Source organism: Citrobacter sp. RHB25-C09, from assembly GCF_013836145.1.
Taxonomy (GTDB): Bacteria; Pseudomonadota; Gammaproteobacteria; order Enterobacterales; family Enterobacteriaceae; genus Citrobacter_A.
The window spans coordinates 3,552,838-3,576,867 of sequence record NZ_CP057483.1 but is presented as its reverse complement, the minus strand read 5'-3'; the positions used below and the strand labels follow the sequence as shown (position 1 = coordinate 3,576,867).

The 24,030-nt window shown below is 51.9% G+C and carries 16 protein-coding genes; 10 read left to right on the top strand and 6 right to left on the bottom strand.

Features of this window, described 5'->3' with window-relative positions:
• Positions 1–15 precede the first annotated feature (15 nt).
• The 8 genes from HVY19_RS16895 to recD all read left to right on the top strand — a co-directional run bounded on the left by HVY19_RS16895 (position 16) and on the right by recD (position 13,501).
• On the top strand, positions 16–486 hold the full coding sequence (locus HVY19_RS16895) for a prepilin peptidase-dependent protein (RefSeq protein ID WP_181681632.1): 471 nt from the start codon (positions 16–18) through the stop codon (positions 484–486).
• Positions 477–1,040 carry a prepilin peptidase-dependent protein gene (locus tag HVY19_RS16890; protein ID WP_249419120.1) on the top strand — a complete coding sequence of 188 codons (564 nt, stop codon included), beginning with the start codon at positions 477–479 and terminating at the stop codon, positions 1,038–1,040. Before HVY19_RS16895 ends, HVY19_RS16890 begins: the two co-directional genes overlap by 10 nt.
• Positions 1,037–1,444 (top strand): DUF2509 family protein, encoded by a 408-nt coding sequence (locus tag HVY19_RS16885; protein WP_181681630.1) that lies wholly within the window; start codon positions 1,037–1,039, stop codon positions 1,442–1,444. Before HVY19_RS16890 ends, HVY19_RS16885 begins: the two co-directional genes overlap by 4 nt.
• Positions 1,429–1,749 carry a prepilin-type N-terminal cleavage/methylation domain-containing protein gene (locus HVY19_RS16880; RefSeq protein ID WP_181681629.1) on the top strand — a complete coding sequence of 107 codons (321 nt, stop codon included), beginning with the start codon at positions 1,429–1,431 and terminating at the stop codon, positions 1,747–1,749. Before HVY19_RS16885 ends, HVY19_RS16880 begins: the two co-directional genes overlap by 16 nt.
• A 15-nt stretch (positions 1,750–1,764) precedes the next feature.
• Positions 1,765–5,136 carry an exodeoxyribonuclease V subunit gamma gene (gene recC, locus HVY19_RS16875; protein ID WP_181681628.1) on the top strand — a complete coding sequence of 1,124 codons (3,372 nt, stop codon included), beginning with the start codon at positions 1,765–1,767 and terminating at the stop codon, positions 5,134–5,136.
• Positions 5,137–5,251: 115 nt separating this feature from the next.
• Positions 5,252–8,140 carry a pitrilysin gene (gene ptrA, locus HVY19_RS16870; protein WP_181681627.1) on the top strand — a complete coding sequence of 963 codons (2,889 nt, stop codon included), beginning with the start codon at positions 5,252–5,254 and terminating at the stop codon, positions 8,138–8,140.
• Positions 8,133–11,678, top strand: a complete 3,546-nt coding sequence (gene recB / locus HVY19_RS16865) for an exodeoxyribonuclease V subunit beta (protein ID WP_181681626.1) — start codon at positions 8,133–8,135, stop codon at positions 11,676–11,678. The genes ptrA and recB overlap by 8 nt, the downstream gene beginning before the upstream one ends.
• Entirely contained in the window at positions 11,675–13,501 is a 1,827-nt protein-coding gene (recD, locus tag HVY19_RS16860; protein ID WP_181681625.1) for an exodeoxyribonuclease V subunit alpha, read from the top strand. The genes recB and recD overlap by 4 nt, the downstream gene beginning before the upstream one ends.
• Positions 13,502–13,590: 89 nt before the next feature.
• Here the strand turns inward: recD and argA are convergent, their stop codons facing one another.
• Positions 13,591–14,922: an amino-acid N-acetyltransferase gene (gene argA / locus HVY19_RS16855; protein ID WP_181681624.1), complete on the bottom strand. Its 1,332-nt coding sequence runs from the start codon at positions 14,920–14,922 to the stop codon at positions 13,591–13,593.
• Between the two features lie 235 nt (positions 14,923–15,157).
• Here argA and amiC point away from each other — a divergent pair, with 235 nt between their 5' ends.
• Together amiC and HVY19_RS16845 are read left to right on the top strand one after the other, a co-directional pair.
• Positions 15,158–16,411, top strand: a complete 1,254-nt coding sequence (gene amiC / locus HVY19_RS16850) for an N-acetylmuramoyl-L-alanine amidase AmiC (protein ID WP_181681623.1) — start codon at positions 15,158–15,160, stop codon at positions 16,409–16,411.
• Positions 16,412–16,587: 176 nt separating this feature from the next.
• Positions 16,588–17,364 (top strand): hypothetical protein, encoded by a 777-nt coding sequence (locus tag HVY19_RS16845; protein WP_181681622.1) that lies wholly within the window; start codon positions 16,588–16,590, stop codon positions 17,362–17,364.
• An 81-nt stretch (positions 17,365–17,445) separates the two neighbouring features.
• On the opposite strand, the gene HVY19_RS16840 is transcribed toward HVY19_RS16845, so the two are convergent.
• From HVY19_RS16840 to tssM, 5 genes are read right to left on the bottom strand one after another with little or no spacing between them, the layout of a single operon-like run.
• Positions 17,446–17,772, bottom strand: coding sequence for a hypothetical protein (locus HVY19_RS16840; RefSeq protein WP_181681621.1), 327 nt, complete (start codon positions 17,770–17,772; stop codon positions 17,446–17,448).
• 1 nt (position 17,773) lies between these two features.
• Positions 17,774–18,535 (bottom strand): DUF4225 domain-containing protein, encoded by a 762-nt coding sequence (locus tag HVY19_RS16835; RefSeq protein ID WP_181681620.1) that lies wholly within the window; start codon positions 18,533–18,535, stop codon positions 17,774–17,776.
• 57 nt (positions 18,536–18,592) lie between these two features.
• Positions 18,593–19,072, bottom strand: coding sequence for an Hcp family type VI secretion system effector (locus HVY19_RS16830; RefSeq protein WP_181681619.1), 480 nt, complete (start codon positions 19,070–19,072; stop codon positions 18,593–18,595).
• A gap of 33 nt (positions 19,073–19,105) precedes the next feature.
• Positions 19,106–20,443: a type VI secretion system ImpA and VasL domain-containing protein gene (locus HVY19_RS16825; protein ID WP_181684314.1), complete on the bottom strand. Its 1,338-nt coding sequence runs from the start codon at positions 20,441–20,443 to the stop codon at positions 19,106–19,108.
• A 49-nt stretch (positions 20,444–20,492) separates the two neighbouring features.
• Positions 20,493–24,029: a type VI secretion system membrane subunit TssM gene (gene tssM / locus HVY19_RS16820; protein ID WP_249419119.1), complete on the bottom strand. Its 3,537-nt coding sequence runs from the start codon at positions 24,027–24,029 to the stop codon at positions 20,493–20,495.
• Position 24,030: the final 1 nt, after the last annotated feature.

The following is a 24,030-nucleotide window of genomic DNA, read 5'->3' as shown; positions in this document are numbered from 1 at the left end:
CGCCATACTGCCGCAATGAAAAAACAGCAGGGTTATACACTCATCGAAATGCTGGTCACGATGCTCATTATGGTCTGCCTGAGTGCGACAGGGCTTTACGGCTGGCAGCAGTGGCAGCAACAGCAGCGCTTATGGCAAACCGCCTGCCAGCTGCGCGACTACCTGTTACAGCTACGCGAAGACGCCAACTGGCGAAACCGCGACCATACGATTATCACCGTCAGAGAGGGATCTTCATGGTGTCTTATCAGTTCGGTTACTACACAAAGCAGCTGTACGCCTCGTTCTGCGCTGATTTTTGTCCCGCGATGGAGCGACGTCGAGCTTATGGAGGTGACGCCATCGCTGGCGTTCTACGGCCTGCGCAACACCGCATGGGCCGGGCACATTCGGCTGAAAAATACCGCAGGAGAGTGGCGGCTGGTGGTATCGCCCTGGGGGCGAATTCGACTGTGCGAACGCAACGAAACGGAAGCCTGCCAGTAAAAGAAACGGGATTTTCGCTGTTGGAGGTACTGATTGCGATGGCGATAAGCAGCGTTTTGTTACTCGGCGGCGCGCGATTTCTCCCGGCACTACAACGCGACATTTTGCAATACACCCGTCGGCTCTCGCTGGAGGATGAGGTCTGGCAACGGGTATTCACCGTTGCAAAGCAGCTTCAGCGCGCCGGTTATTGTTACGGTAAGTGCGTCGGTGAACCCCTGATCATTGCCGAACAGGGGCAATGCGTCATTGTGCAATGGGATGCAAACAGTAATGGTGTCTGGGAGCGTTTTCCCGTCAAGGTGGCTGAGCAGACCGGGTATCGTCTGCGTGACAACGTGCTGGAAACACTACGCGGCGCGACATCCTGTGGCGGTAAAGGCTGGGATAAAATGACCGACCCGGAGACCGTGCAGATCGCCGCCTTTGACGTGGAACGCCACGATAGCACAGGGTTCGCACCGGCATTGACGTTACGCCTGCGTGGCATTAGCCGGGGAGCACCGAAAATAGTCATTGATGCCCAGTACAGCGTAACGGGGTTTAATCTGTGAACCGTGAACAAGGCGTATCGTCGTTGGCGTTGGTGCTACTGATGTTGGTGCTTGGTAGCCTGTTATTGGAGGGGCTGAGCCAGCAGGATGTCAGTTTAGCGTCCCGCGTGTCGCTGGAAAGCCAGGCCCTACGTCGTCAGGCCGTGGTGCATTCAGCTGCAGAATGGGGAAGGGTGCAACGGTGGGAGGGGGTATCGGATGTGCAATGTCGGCAATATAGCACCGAAAATGTGCCTGTTTGTCTGCGCAGGTTTAGCGACAACCACCTCTTGCTCATTTCATCACATGATGGTGCCTCAGTCTGGCGATTAGGGGAACGTATTAACGGCCGTGTCGTTTTTGACCCCCATGGCTGGAGCGATTTTTGCCCATTGCAGGAGGTGATGTTATGTCAGCTTCCCTGAATCAGCAGCGTGGATTTAGCCTGCCGGAGGTGATGCTGGCGATGGTGCTTCTGGTGATGGTGGTTACGGCGCTTTCAGGATATCAGCGCGCGCTGATGAACAGTTTTTATGTGAGAAGCCAGTATTTACAGCTCTGGCGAGAGGCCTGGCAGCAAACGCAACTGCAGCCGTTTTCGCCACCTGTGAACTGGCAGGTAAACCGAGTGCAGACAACGCAGGCGGGATGTGTCAGCATCAGGACAAAGCTATCTTCACCTCTGGGCAGACAGGGCGAAATGATTCGCCTGTACTGTCCGAACCGTTAGTTGTCAGGAGCCTTTATGCTACGGGTTTACCATTCAAATCGACTGGACGTTCTGGAAGCGTTGATGGAGTTTATCGTCGAACGCGAGCGGCTGGACGATCCGTTTGAACCCGAAATGATCCTGGTGCAAAGCACCGGTATGGCACAGTGGCTTCAGATGACTCTCTCACAGAAATTTGGCATTGCGGCCAATATCGCGTTTCCGTTACCCGCAAGCTTCATCTGGGATATGTTCGTTCGCGTGTTACCGGAAATCCCGAAAGAGAGCGCATTCAACAAGCAGAGTATGAGCTGGAAGTTGATGACGCTGCTGCCTCAGATGCTGGCGAACGACGACTTTGCCTTGTTACGCCACTATCTGACGGACGATACCGACAAACGTAAACTGTTCCAGTTGTCATCCCGCGCGGCGGATCTGTTCGATCAGTATCTGGTGTATCGACCAGAGTGGTTAACGCAATGGGAGTCGGGGAAAACGGTCGAAGGGTTGGGCGACGCGCAGCGCTGGCAGGCACCCCTGTGGAAGGCGCTGGTGGAATATACCGCTGAGCTTGGGCAGCCGCGCTGGCACCGTGCCAATCTCTATCAGCGCTTCATTCAGACGCTGGAAAAGGCCTCAGAATGTCCGCCGGGATTACCTACACGGGTATTTATTTGTGGCATCTCCGCCCTACCGCCAGTGTATTTACAGGCGTTACAGGCCCTGGGTAAGCACATCGACATCCATCTGCTGTTTACCAACCCATGTCGCTACTATTGGGGAGATATCAAAGACCCTGCCTATCTCGCAAAACTGCTGTCGCGGCAACGACGACACAGTTTTGAAGAACGCCATTTACCGCTGTTTCGTGACAACGGCAATGCAGGCAGTTTATTTAACAGCGAAGGCGAACAGGACGTTGGCAACCCAATGCTGGCGTCCTGGGGCAAGCTTGGACGCGACTATATCTATCTGCTTTCTGAACTGGAAAACAGCCAGGAGCTGGACGCGTTTGTCGACGTAACGCCCGATAACCTGTTGCATAACATTCAGGCCGATATTCTTGAACTGGAGAATCGCGCGGTGGCGGGCGTTAGTCTGGAAGAATATGCGCGTAGCGACAGTAAACGACGACTCGACCCGCAGGATAACAGCGTCACTTTCCACGTATGTCACAGTCCGCAGCGTGAAGTCGAAGTCCTGCACGATCGCCTGCTGGCGATGCTGGAAGCCGATCCCGAACTGACACCGCGCGATATCATCGTAATGGTGGCAGATATCGACAGCTACAGCCCGTTTATTCAGGCCGTTTTTGGCAGTGCGCCAGCGGATCGTTACCTGCCTTTTGCCATTTCCGATCGTCGGGCGCGTCAGTCACATCCGGTGCTTCAGGCGTTTATAAGCCTGCTTTCGCTACCGGATAGCCGCTTTGTCTCCGAGGACGTCCTGGCGTTACTGGATGTCCCGGTGCTGGCGGCACGTTTCAATATCAGTGAAGAGGGTCTGCGCTATCTGCGGCTCTGGGTCAATGAATCAGGCATTCGTTGGGGCATTGATGACGATAATGTGCGGGAACTGGAACTACCGGCCACGGGGCAGCATACCTGGCAATTCGGCCTGACGCGTATGCTGCTGGGCTACGCCATGGAAAGCGCGCAGGGTGAATGGCAGTCAGTGCTGCCATACGATGAATCCAGTGGACTGATTGCGGAGCTGGTCGGGCACCTGGCGTCACTGCTTATGCAGCTTAATATCTGGCGTCGCGGGCTGGCGCAGGAGCGTCCGCTGGAAGAGTGGTTGCCGGTTTGCCGGGATATGCTTAATGACTTCTTTGCGCCTGATGCGGAAACCGAAGCTGCCATGACGCTTATTGAGCAGCAATGGCAGGCAATCATAGGCGAAGGCGTGGGCGCCAGGTACGGTGATGCGGTACCGCTGTCACTGTTGCGCGACGAGCTGGCGCAAAGGCTGGATCAGGAACGTATTAGTCAGCGTTTTTTAGCCGGGCCGGTGAATATTTGTACGCTGATGCCAATGCGTTCTATTCCATTCAAAGTGGTTTGCCTGCTGGGGATGAACGACGGGGTCTATCCGCGTCAGCTTGCACCACTGGGTTTTGATCTCATGAGCCAGAAACCAATGCGTGGCGATCGTAGCCGTCGAGATGATGACCGCTATCTGTTCCTTGAAGCCCTGATCTCTGCACAGCAAACGCTCTATATCAGCTACATTGGCCGTTCCATCCAGGATAACAGCGAGCGCTTCCCCTCTGTGCTGGTGCAGGAACTGTTGGACTACATCGGGCAAAGCCACGTTCTGCCGGGAGATGAAGCGCTGACCTGCGATGAGAGCGAGGCGCGTGTCAAAGCACATATCGCCTGCCAGCATACGCGTATGCCGTTTGATGCGGATAACTATTTGCCGGGCGAACAGCAAAGTTATGCCAGCGAATGGTTGCCTGCGGCAAGCCGCAGCGGTGAAGCCCACGGTGATTTTGTTCAGCCATTAACGTTCGACATGCCGGAAACGCTTAGCCTGGAAACCCTTCAACGTTTTTGGGCGCATCCTGTCAGGGCTTTTTTCCAGCTACGCCTGCAGGTTAATTTCCGCTCCGAAGAGAGCGATATTCCGGATACCGAACCCTTTACCCTTGAGGGATTGACTCGCTATCAGCTCAATCAGCAATTACTGAATACCCTGGTCGAGCAGGAGGATGCAGAACGTCTGTTCCGTCGTTTCCGCGCTGCGGGTAATCTGCCTTACGGGGCGTTTGGCGAAATCCTTTGGGAAACACAGCATCAGGAGATGCGCACTCTGGCCGACAAAATCATTGCCTGTCGCCAGCCATGCCAGAGTATGGAAGTGGATCTTAACTGTAATGGCGTTCAGTTGACGGGGTGGCTGCCGCAGGTGCAGGACGATGGCTTGCTGCGCTGGCGACCTTCGTTAATCAGTATCTCGCAGGGAGTGCAACTTTGGCTGGAACACCTTGTCTACTGTGCCAGCGGTGGAAATGGTGAAAGTCGACTGTTTCTACGTAAAGACGGGGAATGGCGCTTCCCGCCTTTAGCGCCAGAAATGGCGGTGGCTTATCTGGCCCAACTGATTGACGGATATCGTGAAGGAATGTCCTCGCCGCTACTGGTGTTACCGGAAAGCGGTGGCGCATGGATAAAAGCCTGTTATGACGCGGCTAATGATGTCATGTTAGATGACGAAGATAGCAAACAAAAAGCCCGCACAAAGTTTTTGCAGGCATATGAAGGTAACATGATGGTGCGCGGTGAAGGTGACGACATCTGGTATCAGCGTTTGTGGCGCCAGCTTGATGCTGACACGCTGGAGACGATTGTTTCGCAGTCTCAACGCTTTCTGTTACCGATTTTCAAATTCAATCAGACACGGTAGTTGGATTGTATAAAAATTGCGCAATTAAAGGGCTTCCTTTATGATGCGTTACCTGCTCAGCGATGTGTCTGCAGGACAATAGAGCAGTAAAGAAAGTTAATGATGAGGTTTTTGAATGCCCCGCAGCACCTGGTTCAGAGCGTTACTGTTGTTTGTTGCCCTTTGGGCCCCCTTAAGTCAAGCAGACACCGGTTGGCAACCTATTTCGGACACCATCCGTAAAAGCGATAAAGATACCCGCCAGTATCAGGCCGTGCGTCTGGATAATGACATGGTGGTCTTACTGGTCTCTGACCCACAGGCCGTAAAATCGCTATCTGCATTGGTGGTGCCTGTGGGTTCGCTGGAAGATCCTGAAACGCACCAGGGCTTGGCGCATTATCTTGAGCATATGTGTCTGATGGGGTCCAAAAAATTCCCTCAGGCCGATAGCCTTGCGGAATACCTCAAACTGCACGGTGGCAGTCATAACGCCAGTACCGCGCCGTACCGTACCGCGTTCTATCTGGAAGTTGAAAACGATGCGCTTTCAGGCGCGGTTGATCGTCTTGCTGACGCGATTGCAGACCCCTTGCTGGATAAAAAATACGCCGAGCGCGAGCGCAATGCGGTCAACGCGGAGCTGACGATGGCCCGAACTCGTGACGGTATGCGGATGGCGCAGGTGAGTGCGGAAACCATTAACCCGGCACACCCAGGCTCCCAGTTTTCCGGTGGCAATCTGGAAACTTTAAGCGATAAGCCGGGTCATCCTGTGCAGCAAGCCTTAGTCGATTTCCATAAAAAGTACTACTCCGCCAACCTGATGAAAGCGGTGATCTACAGCAATAAGCCTTTGCCCGACCTGGCAAAAATGGCAGCAGCTACCTTTGGCCGAGTCCCCAACAAAAACATCAAAAAACCGGAGATCACTGTTCCCGTCGTCACTGATGCGCAAAAAGGGATCATCATTCACTATGTTCCGGCGCTGCCCCGTAAAGTGCTGCGCGTCGAGTTTCGCATCGACAATAACAGTGCCCAGTTCCGTAGCAAAACCGATGAACTGATCACCTATCTGATCGGTAATCGCAGCCCAGGCACGCTGTCTGACTGGTTGCAGAAACAAGGGCTGGTGGAAGGCATTCGCGCTGATTCTGACCCAGTGGTTAACGGCAACAGTGGCGTTCTGGCGATTTCCGCCACGTTGACCGATAAAGGGTTGGCCAATCGTGAAGCGGTGGTGGCGGCTATCTTCAGCTATCTCAATCTGTTACGCGAAAAAGGTGTCGATAAGCGTTATTTTGACGAGCTGGCGCATGTGCTGGATCTCGATTTCCGCTATCCGTCGATCACCCGTGATATGGACTACGTAGAGTGGCTGGCGGATACCATGATTCGTGTACCCGTAGCGCATACGCTCGATGTGGTTAATATCGCCGATCGCTACGATGCGAAAGCGATCCAGGCGCGACTGGATATGATGACGCCGCAAAATGCCCGCATCTGGTACATCAGCCCGAAAGAGCCGCACAACAAGACCGCCTATTTTGTTGATGCACCCTATCAGGTCAATAAAATCAGCGAGCAGATGTTTGCGGACTGGCAGAAAAAAGCCCAGGCCATTGCGCTGTCCCTGCCTGAACTTAACCCCTACATTCCTGACGATTTCACCCTGATTAAGCCGGAAAAAGAGTATGAGCATCCGGAGCTGATTATTGATGAACCCGATCTGCGCGTGGTTTATACGCCAAGCCGTTACTTTGCCAGCGAGCCAAAGGCCGACGTGAGCGTCATTTTGCGCAACCCACAAGCAATGGACAGTGCCAGGAATCAGGTCATGTTTGCCCTGAATGACTATCTGGCAGGAATCGCGCTGGATCAGTTAAGCAACCAGGCGGCGGTGGGCGGCATCGGCTTTTCTACCAATGCTAACAATGGGTTAATGTTGAATGCTGACGGTTACACCCAGCGTCTTCCGCAACTGTTCCAGGCATTGCTTGAGGGCTATTTCAGCTATAGCGCAACGAATGAACAGCTTGAGCAGGCGAAATCCTGGTACAGCCAGATGATGGACTCAGCGGAGAAAGGTAAGGCTTACGAGCAGGCCATCATGCCCGTGCAGATGCTTTCTCAGGTGCCTTATTTCTCCCGTGATGAACGTCGCGCGCTGCTGCCGTCGATCACCTTAAAAGAGGTGATGGCTTACCGTGAGGCCTTAAAAACCGGCGCTCGTCCGGAATTCCTCGCCGTGGGCAATATGAGTAAAGCGCAGGTGACAACGATGGCGCGGGATATTCAGAAACAGCTTGGCGCAAATGGCTCTGAATGGTGTCGAAACAAAGACGTTGTGGTGGATAAAAAACAGTCCGTCATATTTGAAAAAGCCGGAAGCAGTACAGATTCTGCGCTGGCGGCGGTATTTGTGCCAACCGGGTTCGATGAGTACAGCAGCTCAGCTTACAGCGCCATGTTAGGTGAGATCGTGCAGCCATGGTTTTACAACCAACTGCGAACAGAAGAGCAGTTAGGCTATGCGGTGTTTGCCTTCCCGACAAGCGTAGGGCGGCAATGGGGAATGGGCTTCTTGTTACAAAGTAGCGACAAACAGCCGTCTTATCTCTGGGATCGATATAAGGCCTTTTTCCCGACGGCGGAAGCAAAGTTGCGGGCAATGAAGCCTGAAGAATTTGCCCAGATCCAGCAGGCGATTATCGCGCAGATGTTGCAGGCACCGCAGACGTTGGGTGAAGAAGCGTCTAAGCTCAGCAAAGATTTTGATCGCGGTAATATGCGCTTCGATTCACGTGGTAAAATTGTGGAACAGATAAAACTGCTGACGCCGCAAAAACTTGCCGATTTCTTCCATCAGGCGGTGATCGAGCAGCAGGGCATGGCGATGCTGTCGCAAGTCTCCGGTAGCCAGAACGGGAAAGCGGAGTATGCGCACCCACAGGGCTGGAAAGTGTGGGAGAACGTCAGCGCATTGCAGCAAACATTGCCCCTGATGAGTGAAAAGAATGAATGATGTCGCTGAGCCTCTTAATCCTCTGCGCTTGCCCCTCACGGGCGAGCGCCTGATTGAAGCCTCTGCTGGCACGGGTAAAACCTTTACGATTGCCGCGCTCTATTTGCGCCTGCTGCTCGGGCTTGGCGGTTCAGCAGCCTTTCCCCGCCCGTTAACCGTTGAAGAACTTCTGGTGGTGACCTTTACCGAGGCCGCCACCGAAGAGTTACGTGGCCGCATTCGAAGCAATATTCATGAACTGCGCATTGCATGTTTGCGCGAATCCACCGATAACCCCCTTTATGCCAGCCTGCTGGACGAGATTGCGGATAAAAAACAGGCGGCGCAGTGGCTACTCCTGGCTGAACGGCAGATGGATGAGGCGGCGGTGTTCACCATTCATGGCTTTTGCCAGCGTATGTTAAGCCTGAACGCTTTCGAGTCCGGTATGCTGTTTGAGCAGCAACTCATCGAGGACGAATCCCTTCTTCGCTATCAGGCCTGTGCGGATTTCTGGCGTCGCCATTGCTATCCATTGCCGCGTGAAATTGCCCAGGTGGTGTTTGAAACGTGGAAAGGTCCGCAGGCGCTGCTAGGAGATATCAACCGTTATCTGCAAGGTGAAGCGCCAATGATCAAAGCGCCACCGCCGCAAGAAGAGACGCTGGCCTCTCGCCATGAAACGATCGTTAAGCGAATCAATACGCTAAAACAACAGTGGTGTGACGCGGTTGCTGAACTGGATGGATTGCTGGAGGCGTCTGGGATCGACCGCCGTAAATTTAACCGTGGTAACCAGGGCAAATGGATTGAGAAGATCAGCGCCTGGGCTCAGGAAGAGACGCAAAGCTATCAGTTACCAGAGGCGCTGGAGAAATTTTCACAGCGGTTTCTTGAAGAACGCACAAAACCAGACGGCGTTGTGCCGCGGCATCCGCTTTTTGTCGCCATTGATGAGTTGCTGGCCGAGCCATTAACCATCCGGGATTTGGTGATCACCCGTGCGCTGACGGAAATACGCGAGGCGGTTGCCCGTGAAAAACACCGCCGTGGCGAACTTGGATTTGACGACATGCTTAGCCGGTTGGATACCGCACTGCGTAGCGAAAGCGGGGATGCGTTGGCGGCAGCGATCCGTAGCCGTTTCCCGGTGGCGATGATCGATGAATTCCAGGATACCGATCCGCAACAATACCGAATTTTCCGTCGCATCTGGCAGCAGCAGCCTGAAACTGCGCTGCTGCTGATTGGCGATCCGAAGCAGGCCATCTACGCCTTTCGCGGCGCGGATATTTTTACCTACATGAAGGCCCGTAGCGAGGTCACTGCGCACTATACCCTCGACACGAACTGGCGTTCTGCGCCGGGCATGGTCAACAGCGTCAACACGCTGTTCAGCCAGATGGACGATGCCTTCATGTTTCGTGAGATCCCTTTCCAGCCGGTTAAATTTGCAGGCAAAAATCAGTCATTGCGCTTTGAATACCAGGGGCAAAGACAGCCTGCGATGACAATGTGGCTAATGGAAGGGGAAAGCTGCGGCGTCGGCGAGTATCAGAGCTATATGGCACAGGTGTGTGCCGCTCAGATCCGCGACTGGCTGAAAGCCGGGCAGACCGGGGAAGCCTTACTCTACAGTGGTGAAAAATCACGTCCGGTAAGCGCGTCGGACATCAGCGTGCTGGTGCGCAGCCGCCAGGAAGCGGCGCTGGTGCGTGATGCGCTTACCCTGTTAGCCATTCCTTCGGTTTATCTTTCCAACCGGGATAGCGTATTTGAAACGCTCGAAGCTCAGGAGATGCTCTGGATTTTACAGGCGGTGATGAACCCTGAGCGGGAAAATACGTTACGAAGTGCGCTGGCAACCTCGATGATGGGGCTGAATGCGCTCGACATTGAAACGCTGAATGGCAACGAAAATGCCTGGGATGAGGTGGTCGAAGAGTTTACGGGCTACCGGCAAATCTGGCAAAAGCGCGGCGTAATGCCCATGCTGCGTGCATTGCTGTCGGCGCGTCATATCGCTGAAAACCTGCTGGCAACAGCGGGTGGCGAACGCCGTCTGACGGACATCCTGCACATTAGCGAACTGTTGCAGGAGGCGGCAGCGCAACTCGAAAGCGAACATGCGCTGGTGCGCTGGCTATCACAGCATATTCTTGAACCCGACAGTAATGCTTCGAGCCAGCAAATGCGTCTGGAAAGCGACAAGCATCTGGTGCAGATCGTCACGATCCATAAGTCAAAAGGGCTGGAATACCCGCTGGTCTGGCTCCCGTTTATTACCAACTTTCGCGTTCAGGATCAGGCGTTTTATCACGATCGCAGCTCCTTTGAAGCGGTGCTGGATCTCAGCCACGCCGATGAAAGCGTGGCGCTGGCGGAAGCAGAGCGCCTTGCGGAAGATCTGCGTTTGCTTTACGTCGCCCTGACCCGCTCGGTCTGGCACTGTAGCCTGGGCGTTGCGCCTCTGGTGCGACGTCGGAGCGACAAAAAAGGCGATACCGATGTCCATCAGAGTGCGCTTGGCCGCCTGCTGCAAAAAGGCGAGCCGAGGGATGCTGCCGGGTTACGTGCTGCCATCGACGCCCTCTGCAACGAGGACATTGTTTGCCGCACCCCGGACACAGTCGATACTGAGGCGCTGCCTGCTTCGGTTGATATCGTGGCGTCGCTGTGGGCGCGTAGCATTCAGCGCGTGCCGGGTGATAACTGGCGCGTCACCAGTTATTCCGGGCTACAGCAGCGCGGCCATAGTATTGCGCAGGACCTGATGCCCCGTCTGGATATCGATGCCGCAGGCGTGGGTGAGGTTCTGGCAGAACCCGAGCTCACGCCGCATCAATTTCCTCGCGGCGCATCACCGGGGACGTTCTTACATAGCCTGTTTGAGGATCTCGATTTTACCCAACCGGTGGATGCCGCCTGGGTGCAAGAGAAACTGGAGTTGGGTGGATATGAGGCATATTGGGAGCCGGTGCTAACCCGTTGGATTGAGGCTATTCTACATGCGCCGCTCAATGAAAGTGGGATCGCGCTGAGCCATCTTTCTGCGCGCGATAAGCAGGTAGAGATGGAGTTTTATTTGCCCATCTCAGAGCCGCTCATTGCCGGGAAACTTGATGCACTGATTCGCCAGTATGATCCGCTCTCGGCAGGTTGCCCGCCGCTGGAGTTTATGCAGGTTCGCGGCATGCTGAAAGGCTTTATCGATCTGGTGTTTCGACACGACGGTCGCTATTACCTGCTGGATTACAAATCGAACTGGCTGGGAGAAAACAGTGCGGCCTACACGCCGCAGGCGATGGCGCAGGCGATGCAGTCACATCGCTACGATTTACAGTATCAGCTTTACACTCTGGCGTTACATCGTTACCTTCGCCATCGCATCGCGGATTATGATTATGCGCGCCATTTTGGCGGCGTGATTTATCTGTTCCTGCGCGGGGTGGATAGCGAATATCCGCAGCAGGGAATTTTTACAACCCGCCCTGATGGCGAACTGATTGCCCGGATGGACGAGATGTTTGCTGGCGTTGCGCTGGAGGAGACACCATGACGTTACAGAAGCAATTGCTTGCGGCCGTAGAGCAGAAGCAACTGCGCCCTCTGGACGCACAGTTTGCCCTGGCGGTGGCGGGTAAAGATGAGCCTGCCGTTGCGCTGGCGGCGGCGTTACTCAGCCGGGATGCGGGGGAAGGACACGTCTGTATGCCGCTATCACGGCTGGCAATAAGCGCGGATGTTCCGCCTTTTTTTGCCGCCTGCCTGAACGAAATCGGCGAGCCCGCAAGCTGGGAGGCGTGTCTGCTGGCGTCTGACGCAGTGAGTCGTGGAGAACGCCCTTCGCCAATGATCCTGCATGACGATCGACTCTACCTGAATCGAATGTGGTGTAACGAACGTACCGTTGCCTGCTTTTTTAGCGAGGTTAATCAAGCTATTGAGGTTGATGAAGCTTTACTGACTCGCACGCTGGAGCAACTGTTTCCGACGTCGGATGAAATTAACTGGCAAAAAGTGGCGGCGGCGGTGGCGCTCACCCGCCGCGTATCGGTGATCTCCGGTGGTCCTGGGACGGGCAAGACGACAACCGTTGCCAGGTTGCTGGCTGCGCTGATTCAATTATCGGACGGTGCGCGTTGTCGTATCAGGTTGGCTGCGCCCACGGGTAAAGCGGCGGCGCGTTTGACCGAGTCTTTGGGCAAAGCGTTACGTCAGTTGCCGCTGACGGATGAGCAAAAGAAACGTATTCCGGATGATGCCAGTACCCTGCATCGTCTACTGGGTGCCCAGCCGGGTAGCCAACGCTTACGCCATCACGCGGGTAACCCACTGCATCTTGATGTGTTGGTGGTGGATGAAGCGTCGATGATCGACCTACCGATGATGTCGCGACTGATCGACGCGCTACCGCCGCATGGGCGGGTGATCTTTCTTGGCGATCGCGATCAGCTTGCTTCCGTAGAGGCGGGGGCGGTGCTGGGTGATATTTGCGCCTGGGTAAGCGCCGGCTATACCCCTGAACGGGCGCAGCAGTTAAGCCGTCTGACGGGAATGCCGGTTCCGGCCGGAACCGGAAACGATGCTGCCACACTGCGGGACAGCCTGTGTTTGCTGCAAAAAAGCTACCGTTTTGGCAGTGACTCCGGTATCGGACAATTGGCGGCAGCCATTAATCGTGGCGATAAAACGGCGATCAACGCCGTTTTTCAGCACAATTTTAGTGATATCGAAAAACGGACGTTACAGCGTGAAGAAGACTACACCGCGATGCTCAATGAGGCGCTGGCAGGATACGCTAACTATCTGAAGTTGCTTAAGGAGCGAGCGGAGCCATCGGCGATTATCCAGGCTTTCAATGAGTTTCAGCTACTTTGTGCACTGCGCGAAGGGCCATTTGGCGTCGGCGGGCTGAATGAACGCATTGAGCTGGCAATGCAGCAGAAACGGCTGATCCATCGCCACCCGCATTCCCGCTGGTATGAGGGGAGGCCAGTTATGATCGCCCGTAACGACAGTGCACTTGGGCTGTTTAATGGCGATATTGGCATTGCGCTTGAACGCGAGCAGGGTTTACGGGTCTGGTTTGCGATGCCTGATGGCACAATTAAGTCAGTTCAGCCCAGTCGTTTACCCGAACATGAAACGACCTGGGCGATGACGGTGCATAAATCTCAGGGCTCTGAGTTTGATCATGCTGCGTTGGTTTTACCGACGCAGCGTGCTCCCGTCGTAACGCGAGAGTTGGTTTATACCGCCGTCACTCGCGCGCGTACTCGTCTTTCGCTGTATGCGGACGAGCGCATTTTGAATGATGCCATTGCCACTCGCACCGAACGCCGCAGCGGGCTGTCAGCACTGTTCGACAGCACGCGATAGCAATTTGCCTGATGGCGATGCAGGCGCATCTTATCAGGCCTACATCACCCCGCAGGCCGGATAAGCGTAAGCGCCATCCGGTACAGCAATTATCCCAAATCCGCCATCAATACTTTGGATTTCCGCTGGTAGTTGTACATCTCTTTTTTGCTCTTTGGCAGCAGGTCGATATCCACCGGCGTAAACCCGCGTTCCTGGAACCAGTGAATGCTGCGAGTCGTCAACACAAACAACTTACTCAGGCCGATTTGTTTCGCCTGGGCGGCGATACGATCCAGCAGGACTTCCCCTCTGGCGGAACTGCGATAGTCCGGATGAACCGCCACGCAGGCCATTTCGCCAATTTTCTCTTCCGCGAAGGGATACAGCGCGGCGCAGGCGATAGTCATGTTATCCCGCTGAATAATCGTAAATTTATCGATTTCCATTTCCAGTTGTTCGCGCGAGCGACGTACCAGAATGCCCTGTTGTTCAAGCGGGCGAATCAACTCAAGGATCCCGCCAATGTCGTTAATGGTGGCGCGACGGATCTGCTCGGCACTCTCCATAACAATCTGTGTTCCGATACCGTCCCGAGAGAACAGTTCCTGCAATAGCGCCCCATCCTCCTGATAGCTGATCAGGTGACAACGGCGAACGCCACTACGACAGGCCTTAACGGCTCCACGCAGGAACCGCACGGTGCCCGAGTTATAATCCCCGCGCGCTTCCTGCGCTTCAACGCGTGCCTGCGCTTCATTCGGGAAGAGTTCAGAAAGAATATTGCCGTCGTCGTCGATTACCCCCTGGGAAGAGCAGAAACCAATCATCTTCTCGGCTTTTAACTTAATGGCAAGTTGGGTGGCAATCTCTTCAGAAGTGAGATTAAAGCTTTCACCAGTGACGGAAACGGCAACCGGGCCCATCAGGACAATCGCGCCGCTGTCTAATTGACGGTGGATCGCCTCTTCATCGATGCGACGAATGCGTCCGCTGTGGCAGTAATCAACACCATCATCAACTCCCAGCGGCTGCGAAATAATAAAATTGCCGCTGACGACGTTAATGTGCGCACCCTGTAAAGGGGTGTTGTTCAGACTCATCGACAGGCGCGCGGTGATATCCAGTTGCAGTGTACCTGCCGCCTGCTTAACCAGCTCCAGCGTTTTAGCATCCGTGACCCGCGTATTTTTATGATACATCGGTTCATGATGATGAACGGCGAGATTGGCGTCGATCTGGGGACGTGCGCCATACACCACGACCAGGCGAATACCGAGGCTATGAAGAAGGCCGATGTCATTGACAATACTGGAGAAATTTTCATGCTCAATGGCCTCGCCGCCAAGCATAATGACAAACGTTTTTCCCCGATGGGTATTGATATAGGGAACAGAATGGCGGAATCCCTGTACCAGTTCGGTTCTACGCTCCTTCACCACGGCTTACCCTCATTGCATGATTATTCGAAATTACTGTATTTTTATTCTGTTTTGTCCCCCTGCGCAAGCATAAATTTTATCCTGACGCATGTTTCTTTTCAGTAATACCGTGAATACACAAAGAATGTTTACCCTTTTATAGATGACAGAATATGCGTCATTCGTTAAAGTTTCCGGTCAATTTGGACGTTTACTATCTCATCACCGTTAAGATTTACTTTTGCTCGGGAGAAGCATGTCGGGATCCAATCCACCAATCAGCCGCCGCCGTCTACTGCAAGGGGCGGGCGCCATGTGGCTATTGAGCGTCAGTCAGGTCGGTCTGGCTGCTGCCAGTCAGGTCGTCGCGGTTCGCGTATGGCCAGCATCCAGCTACACCCGTGTGACGGTGGAATCGAATCAACAGTTGAAGTACAAACAGTTTGCCCTGAGTAATCCAGAACGCGTGGTTGTCGATATTGAAGGCGTGAATCTCAATTCGGTTCTGAAAGGCATGGCGGCGCAAATTCGCGCTGACGATCCATTCATTAAGTCGGCGCGGGTGGGGCAGTTTGATCCGCAAACCGTGCGCATGGTGTTTGAACTTAAGCAAAACGTGAAGCCGCAGCTGTTTGCATTGGCGCCGGTGGCGGGCTTTAAAGAGCGCCTGGTGATGGATCTCTATCCCGCCAATGCTCAGGACGTTCAGGATCCGCTGTTAGCGCTGCTCGAGGACTACAACCGAGGCGATCTCGACAAACAGGTACCGCCAGCGCAAAGCGGCCCTCAGCCGGGGAAAGCCGGGCGGGATCGTCCTATTGTCATCATGCTCGATCCGGGGCATGGTGGTGAAGACTCCGGCGCGGTAGGGAAGTACAAAACGCGTGAGAAAGATGTCGTGTTGCAAATCGCTCGCCGACTGCGTGCGCTGATCGAGAAAGAAGGCAACATGAAGGTCTACATGACGCGTAACGAAGATATCTTCATTCCGCTGAAAGTGCGTGTGGCAAAAGCGCAGAAGCAGCGCGCCGACCTTTTTGTTTCGATTCACGCTGACGCCTTTACCAGTCGGCAACCCAGCGGTTCATCTGTTTTTGCGCTGTCAACCAAAGGGGCCACCAGTACGGCGGCAAAATATCTGGCCCAGACTCAGAACGCCTCAGATTTGATTGGCGGCGTGAGTAAAAGCGGCGATCGCTACGTCGACCATACGATGTTTGATATGGTGCAATCTTTGACCATCGCCGACAGCCTGAAGTTTGGTAAAGCGGTGCTGAACAAGCTCGGCAGAATTAATAATCTGCATAAAAATCAGGTTGAACAGGCCGGGTTTGCGGTACTGAAAGCGCCGGATATTCCCTCGATCCTCGTCGAAACTGCGTTTATCAGTAATATTGAAGAGGAGCGTAAGCTCAAAACGGCAACCTTCCAGCAGGAAGTTGCGGAGTCGATACTGGCGGGGATCAAAGCCTACTTCGCAGATGGCGCGACACTGGCGAGAAGGGGATAATAAAAAAGCGCTGAAAGGCGCTTTTTTTATGGATTGCATAAAATTAAATAAAACACTGAGAAATTATCATTCTTAGTGCCTTTGAAATACTACGGCATGCTACAATAGTGCGATATATAAAGAATAATCACTTGCAATCATTCATTGAAATATAATTCATGAAATGGATATCATAAATGAAATATAGAATATTAACATCTTTTGCTCTAACCATTAGCCTTTTCTTATTAACAGGTTGTGTCAAAAAAACAGCTTCGATTGATGCGCAAAAAAAATCGCATCCACTTATGGTTCAGCAGTCAACGTTACAACTAACGGATCAAGACATCTTCGGTGATGAGATCTCTCTCAATAATATTACGGAAGAAGATATTCAGACCGCTGTGATAGATGCCAGAAACGCATTTGAACTCCCGGTAAATTCTTCAATAATACTCATACAGTCGGGGACCACTGCACCGGACGAACGCATGCAACAAGAAATGCAAAAGTATTATAAGGTTGCTACTTTTTCTGGCGTTCCATTAAGTAAACGGAAATTAAAAAGTAAAAAAGAAGGAGATGATACTGATAGTGATGTTAATTATATGCAGGCTTTACGTTATATTGCCGCGAAAGGAAGGCAAAGCGCAATAATTGTCTATTGGAGCACACTAGAATTGGGCAAATTTGATAATGAGTCAAAGTCATTCCAATGGACGCGATGGAATAAAACCGAGCTTCCAGCTGGCGATTACGCATTGCGCTATTTGACCCGAGTGGTATTAACCGATGTAGCGACTGGAGAATGGTCAATGTACTACCCGGAAAATATCGAAATTCACCCTGTCCGCAAGGAGGGTTCCTCTTCTGATGTGAGCCAAAAAATCATAGAGGACCTCCTGTCACAGACCTGTGTGAAGGTGAGCAAAGATATTGTCGGGCGTTATTCATCGCCATCAATAAAATACTAATCCTGGAGCAAGAGGGATAGCAGCAGGGGATGATTATTGTCGTACTGCTGCTGGTTGTTCGAGGGTGGACATATCAAAATGTCAATTACGGAAGCGACGATGAATTCTCCAGTACATATTGAATGTCAGAAAGCAGGTAATAAAAAAGAAGGCCATTGCCATTGTTTTTATGAATGTTTCATCAAACATAAACAGCGTTTTTGAGCCAAGTAGCTTGAACAGGCCAGAAATTCCATACCGCCAGATAAAGAGGTGCGTGAGTTTTAATGGAATTACAGAAAAAAACAGAACGTCTCTGGATTTCTCGCTATTAAATGCCGCTCTTCTGTAAATGATGGCAAAGCAAAAAAACAGAGAAATAATGAAGTATATACCTTCAAATACAAAAGAACTATCGTAGATGTCCATGCTATTTATCCTCCATGATTTTATAGATACTCGATGTTGTACTGTAATCCGCAGCACCTTCCAGCATTAATTCTGGCATGCTCATTAATTTCCACCCACGAGTATAATCTGTGCTGATATAACGAAATAGCTTTGTCGCGTCGGGTTTTAGCACCTGTCGTCCGAGCCCGAAACCGGACAGACCCAGGTCAACGACATTATAAACAATGTCAGCGTTATTATTGCTGTAACCAAGACTGCTGGCAACGCTCCGATAGGTATTTTTCGTATATCCAGAAACATCTTCCTGGTATAAAAGATAGTAGCCATTTTCATACATATTATTTGCGCCATGCGCTATCAGCGGTATGCCAAAGCCAGCGCAGGCGAGTCCCAGACTTCCTACACAAATGGAACCCCCCGCATAAATCTGCACACTTCCACTGACAAAGCCCACCCTCTTCAAGGTTATGGTAGTAAAACTATTTTTTTCTTTCATTTTTTCAGCGATGACAAATAGCCTGGCATTGTTTGAATCTAATGAGAATTTTTGTTTTGCCAGATTTTCTCTTTCTTGCTGAAGAAGAGCTATGCCACCTTTGTATGACAGGCAGTGTTGGTTGATTTCACTTTTAATAATATTCATAAAATCATTCACTTCATTGATGAATTCTATTCTGACATCACTATTAAATATAAAGTGATAGCTGATTTGTCTTACCAGGGATTTTAAATCATCAATCGCTTTGTTGAAATCATCAATGTCTTTTTGATTTTTCTGCATTTATATTTGTCCTTAATAAGCGTCTGAAGCGCAGACGCTTATTAATACCTGTTTCATTCAGAATACACGTGTATTCCATAAGCTATAGGTACTTGTCCCTGCCATACAGTGTTCCCATGATACAGAATTATAAGCGAGACTAACGGTTTCAGTAGGCTGCCCTCCGGGGTTGTTCAGATTGTCTGGGCTTAATAGTCGGAGGTCTTTTATTGTGGCATCAGTTAACTTGATGTTGTAATAAAGCTCATTCATCCCTGCACGGTTTGTACGATAAAAATTAAATTCACAGGTCAATATTTCATTTTCAGTAATAGATTTATTGAGCAGGGGAGAGGATTTGTCCACCGGTTTTTTTATGACCAGAGTCTGATGGTTGACATTCTGATTTCGGGTTAAGCCATGTGATAATTCATAAATGAGTATCTGATCCTTATGCGCGATTTGGGCTTTATTGCCGATGGATTCTGGTGTTGAACATCCGGCGGAAATCATGCCCTGGAGCTGACCGTTAAGAGTCAGATAAATAAGGTTTGCCATAGTTGCTTCCTTTTTTATGACGGTTTTTTACAGTTATTTTTTGATGCTATCGCTGGCTTGTGTTTCCCGCGGGATGTCGCTTTTCAAAAGTAGCCAGCGGCTTAAGACTCCGGCGATCCTTTCGTCAATCTCTTTTTCCAGAATCTCTGTATTTTGTTCATGTGAGAGCGTTGTCTGATATTGCGTCAGTAAGGATTCCAACGGCGTTTCCTGGTTCAGAGTCCGTTCAGCTTGCCAGACGACATTTTTAATATAAGAGAGGGTGATTCCTTCTTTCTCCCTTTGCATAATCAGGTCAGCAAAAGCCCGTAATTCCTGGCGTGTCTGTTGCCAGCCATTTAGCTGTGGGCTGTGTTGCGCTCGATATCTCAGTGCTTCATGCCATTGCGCTGTAGCCTGCTGTTGCTGCAAATTGTCTGGCCAACGGCTGTTTGCCAGGTGAGTCATAGACATGCCTGTTTCAAGCGGCCCTAAGGGTGAGGTTTTAAGAAGCTGCTGCAAGCGTAATCCATAGTCCTCAAGCTCTGGCGAGGCCCGCCAGAGAGAGGCTGCGCCCTGCGCGGTGCTATTAATCTTCCCAATCTGTTGTTGAAGAGGGTACATTTTCCACCACCAGAGTGCGGTTGCGATGATGAGTGAGCAGACGCATCCCGCCATGAATCCTTTCGCCGTGTTAGCGCCTTTTTTTCCGACTTCTGGAACGGTTAACCTCTCGGTTTGTACTTCAATCTTCACCTCTGGGGTGGCTGGAACTCTTTCTTCTACTATTTCCGGGCTATCCGGGGCATATACCAACGTTCTGATGGCCGTTTGTGTCAGGGGAGTCACCGTACGATACTTTGCCGGTTGTTCGAACCGTTTACGTGTGTTTTGCACAAAATAAAGCAGATTTTCAACTCTGGGAATTCGCTTAAGTTCTACTTGCTGGAGTTTGTCACAAATGGCCTGCAATGCCCGTTCAGCGCGGTACATGAGAGGTAAATCGGTTTCTGACCATGACAGATGTTGTCGCAGAATGTTGCCTGTGCGGGCGTTGAACCAATCCAGCATTTCGGTTCTTGCCTGTTCGCTCTGTGGCCAAAACTTATCCCATTCATGGCTAATCAGCGCAGCCAGCAGCTCCACGCCTTCGCAAAAACCGCTCAGGCCGTGAATGCGTGTCCGGGCAAGGGTGTAATAGGTTGCAGTGTGCAGATCGACACCATTATTTTTGAAGAGGGTTAACGCTAGCGATTCCACCAGCACCCAGTTCATTTCCGGCTGTGACGGATGGCTGGCTTTGTTGATTTCCTCTCTGATCGCGCTGAATTCCGGAAGGTTTCGCGGATCGTTTCCTGTCTTTATTTTTTGAATCAATTGAGCATCACTCATATCCATGAGCTCCTGAAGCCCGGCAGGCCGCAAACCCGCCGGAACACGGTCAGTAAAGGGTTTCAGGCAACTTAAAACTGCTGAACAACCCGCCGGTAAATGGATTATCTTCGTTGTCGACATGCACGCGGTAGATCATGTATCCCCCGTCTACGTTAAACCGAACGTCGAAGGTGTTGTCATCCACGCTGGTCAGTGCCCCTGCGTCAAGCAACCGGAACTGCGCCCAGGGGCCAGTAAAGCTCATACTCCGCGGGGCCATGCCGTTTGTCCCTACCAGCGTCAGTTTGCTTTCATTTCCTTCCCGCATGGTGTTTGGCCACACCAGTCGCGCCGTGAAGTTGCGCCCATGGCTGTAATCAACAAGCTGCCCATCCATGTTAAGGACACTTCGACGCTTACCGGCCGATAGCTCCAGCGTTTCAACAGCAAACTGAGTGCCAAGACCATTTTGTTGGCTGAAAAAGGTATTGCGGATTTTTTGTGCGGTCGCTAATTGATCCTGAATGTCCTGGCGGATGAGCACGTTACCGTCCTTACCCCACGTCAGGTCATTTTCAATGAACAATTTCAGATTTTCTTTATTAAACGTATCGAGTATGCCGTCTGGTTTGAAGAAGCGTTCAAAGGCATCTAAAGAAGCATCCTGTTTTGCCGAAGGATTAAAGGGATAACGTCCGGCGAGTTGGGCATTGAAGGTTTTTACAACCTTTTCGTTCCACTCAAGTTCCATATGATGAACCGCTTCGACCATGACCACGTGCCAGGCTTGATCAGCCAGTTTGCCTACCCAACGGTTAAGAGGCTCCGGAAGCGTCTTTGCCATTTGTCGGGTCGCAAAGATCGGATCGCTACTGTTTTGATCGAGTCTGAGCTGGACTGCTTTTAGCGCTGATTTCCCCGGAACTGGCGAGTTTTGTATTGCGAGCAGGTAACGGTGCAATTCTGTCAACTGCTGATAGACAGCCTGTAGCATACTGGCCTTGTCTTTTTGCTCTACCAGTAGGCTATTTTCCGGCGCGAATTCACGCCCAAGTCGGGTCAGCAACTGATAATCCGTTTCTGCCATCATGGTTTCACGGGTTTTCTCCGGTAAATTTTCCGGAGGTGGAGGCATCTGCGTATTATCGCGCAATGTCGTCAATGCTCTCTGGAACGGCTGATCCCCGCTGATGATTTGTTCCAGCGAACTGATAATCTCCGCCATGTTTTCGTAGTTCCGGACGCTGAGATTGTCCATACTCGCGTGCCATGTTGCAGTGTAATCGCTGATGTATTGTTCCGTGATATGTCGCTGTATTTCGTCTCTGTCTGCATTGCTGTAGGTGACATTGCGGTTCAGATTCAATACCCAACTGTCCATCGCTGTCAGATCCACCAGGCTATTGCGTTGTTTCACAAAATAGCTTTGTAATCCATAACGCGTCAGGAACTGAGGAATAATAAGCTGCCCCTCATCTGCCGCGACGAAGATCCCGTCAAATCCCGCGCCAATCTGATCGCGCAGGTTGAGATCGGCAGGCAGTACTCCCTGCGCCCTGGTTTTCAGACTCTGATAGACGCGCTGATAGATGGGCAACTTACTGAGTTCTTTTTGCGCGGTCACGATAGGTTTTTCATAGGGTAGATAGCGACCAATTGCATCGTTATCGCCATCAAGTCTCTGCGCATGCCAGTCGGTGTGCGCCAGCGCATAGTCCAGATGGGACATAAGTTGCGCCTGAACATCTCTCTGTCCGTGAAAATGCTCGCTCCAGCGACGTGCCATATACTGCTTAACCACGGTATCATTGCGTCCACTTTTATCTTCGAGCATGCGAATGACGCGCAGAACTTCGAGTTTCTGTTCGCTCTCTGCAGGGGCGCTATTGAGCTGTTTTATCAGTCCATTGAATAATGCAGGCAGATATCTCTGCTCTAATAAGCGCAGGTAGGTTTTCTCTACGTGGGGGCCGATTTTAATCCCCTGATAAAGCCCCAGGTTGGTCAGGGTGGTGTGATTGCGATAATCCCCATAGGCCAGCGTGGCATCGTGCATCGGATTAAGTAATGGAAGCTGTAAATTGCCATAGTCATCCATTCCCTGCGGCAGAGGGATCTCCATGAACGTTTTGGCTTGTGTCAGTACGGTAATACCGGACTGCCAGTTTACCCGGTAATAATGATGCCATCCGGCGATGAGTGAAATAATGGCGACGCCACCGGCGGCCGCTATCCAGCTCAAACGACGCCGAGAATATTTCAACCAACGGCTGTTTTCACTCGCCAGATTCGGTTCTGACAGCAAGGCACAGGGAAATAATCTTTGGGTAAAGTACGGTGATGTTTCGACCAGCGGCCATGAGCTTAGCGCATGAGTTCCCAACCGATACTGAAGGGAAGAGGACTGGACGAAAATATCATCAACCTGGCCACGCTGTATGGATGAGGTCAAATAAATACCCCGCAACATAACGTCCATATTTTCACCGGATAAGAGTCCTGACAGCACTGATATCAGGCGCTCATAAAGCCCCTGAATTTGCCGTGAGAAACTGAATAACGGCGCACGGTCACCACGTTCTGTCTGTTTAAGCAGTAAATCAGGCATTGCCTGATTGATTTGCGACATCCAAGTTTCCCAGAATCGACTGAGTTCTTCTCGCCATTGCTCATCGCGGTGCGCATCAGGCGTAAACGTGACGCCAAGGATCCGTTCGCATTCGCTGCGCTCAAGAGAGCCAAACATAGCACTGAAACCGTTCAACAAATCGAGGCGAGTTAATACCACATAGACGGGTAGCTGGCAGTGGAGATGCAGTCGTATCTCCTGTAAGCGCTGGCGCAATTGGGCAAGCTGCTTCTCCCGGTGTGACTTAGTGCTGGTGAGCAGATCGACGATGTCGAGCGTCAGAATCAGCCCGTTCAGAGGTTGACGCTCGCGGTTGATTGCCAGCCACTCCAGAAGGTGCTGCCAAAGCCGACGATATAACGTGCTCGTTTCCGCTTCCTCACCGTCATCCTGTTCAGTCAGCACGCCATCAATATCGAAAATAACCGCTGTTTCACCGACTTTCGGAGCGATACGCCACGGGCTGTCTGGTTCTCCTCTGAGCTTCTCCGGCACCCAGATATCATCCGCAGGATAACCTTCCCGCAGTAGCGTACTTTTGCCGCTTTGTTTTGGACCAATCACTAAATACCACGGAAGGTGATAGCGATAATCACGCCTGTCGAGATGACGCTGTAAACGTAATAACCAGCGGTCCAGACAGTGCTGCTGCTGGTTAAGCTCCTGACTCAGTGGATCTTTCTCTTGCTCTCGCTGTTGAAGTTGAATTCTCTCCAGCCAGTAAAGGCGTTTTATCACGCGCCAGGTCACAAAACCCAGTGCGGCCAGCACCCAGACCGCTGTGGCGAGCACTCTGTTCATCAGCGGGGCCAGAGGCTGATTTTCCCACGCCGTCCACGTCGGACCTTTCCACCAGATCCAAAGTAATGAGAGAACCCATACCAGTACCGCGACAATCAGGGCGGAAACTTTGAAGCGGGGCATTGCGGGTTTCAGCGTAGGCTTAAGTCCCTTAAGAAAGCCAGGCATTGACATC

Excerpts from the sequence above, each read along its gene's own strand:
- recB (WP_181681626.1), top strand. The coding sequence starts at position 8,133 with ATGAATGATGTCGCTGAGCCTCTTAATCCTCTGCGCTTGCCCCTCACG.
- ptrA (WP_181681627.1), top strand. The coding sequence starts at position 5,252 with ATGCCCCGCAGCACCTGGTTCAGAGCGTTACTGTTGTTTGTTGCCCTT.
- recD (WP_181681625.1), top strand. The coding sequence starts at position 11,675 with ATGACGTTACAGAAGCAATTGCTTGCGGCCGTAGAGCAGAAGCAACTG.
- HVY19_RS16830 (WP_181681619.1), bottom strand. The coding sequence starts at position 19,072 with ATGGCAAACCTTATTTATCTGACTCTTAACGGTCAGCTCCAGGGCATG.
- HVY19_RS16880 (WP_181681629.1), top strand. The coding sequence starts at position 1,429 with ATGTCAGCTTCCCTGAATCAGCAGCGTGGATTTAGCCTGCCGGAGGTG.
- amiC (WP_181681623.1), top strand. The coding sequence starts at position 15,158 with ATGTCGGGATCCAATCCACCAATCAGCCGCCGCCGTCTACTGCAAGGG.
- HVY19_RS16845 (WP_181681622.1), top strand. The coding sequence starts at position 16,588 with ATGAAATATAGAATATTAACATCTTTTGCTCTAACCATTAGCCTTTTC.
- tssM (WP_249419119.1), bottom strand. The coding sequence starts at position 24,029 with ATGTCAATGCCTGGCTTTCTTAAGGGACTTAAGCCTACGCTGAAACCC.
- HVY19_RS16840 (WP_181681621.1), bottom strand. The coding sequence starts at position 17,772 with ATGGACATCTACGATAGTTCTTTTGTATTTGAAGGTATATACTTCATT.
- recC (WP_181681628.1), top strand. The coding sequence starts at position 1,765 with ATGCTACGGGTTTACCATTCAAATCGACTGGACGTTCTGGAAGCGTTG.
- HVY19_RS16835 (WP_181681620.1), bottom strand. The coding sequence starts at position 18,535 with ATGCAGAAAAATCAAAAAGACATTGATGATTTCAACAAAGCGATTGAT.
- HVY19_RS16895 (WP_181681632.1), top strand. The coding sequence starts at position 16 with ATGAAAAAACAGCAGGGTTATACACTCATCGAAATGCTGGTCACGATG.
- HVY19_RS16825 (WP_181684314.1), bottom strand. The coding sequence starts at position 20,443 with ATGAGTGATGCTCAATTGATTCAAAAAATAAAGACAGGAAACGATCCG.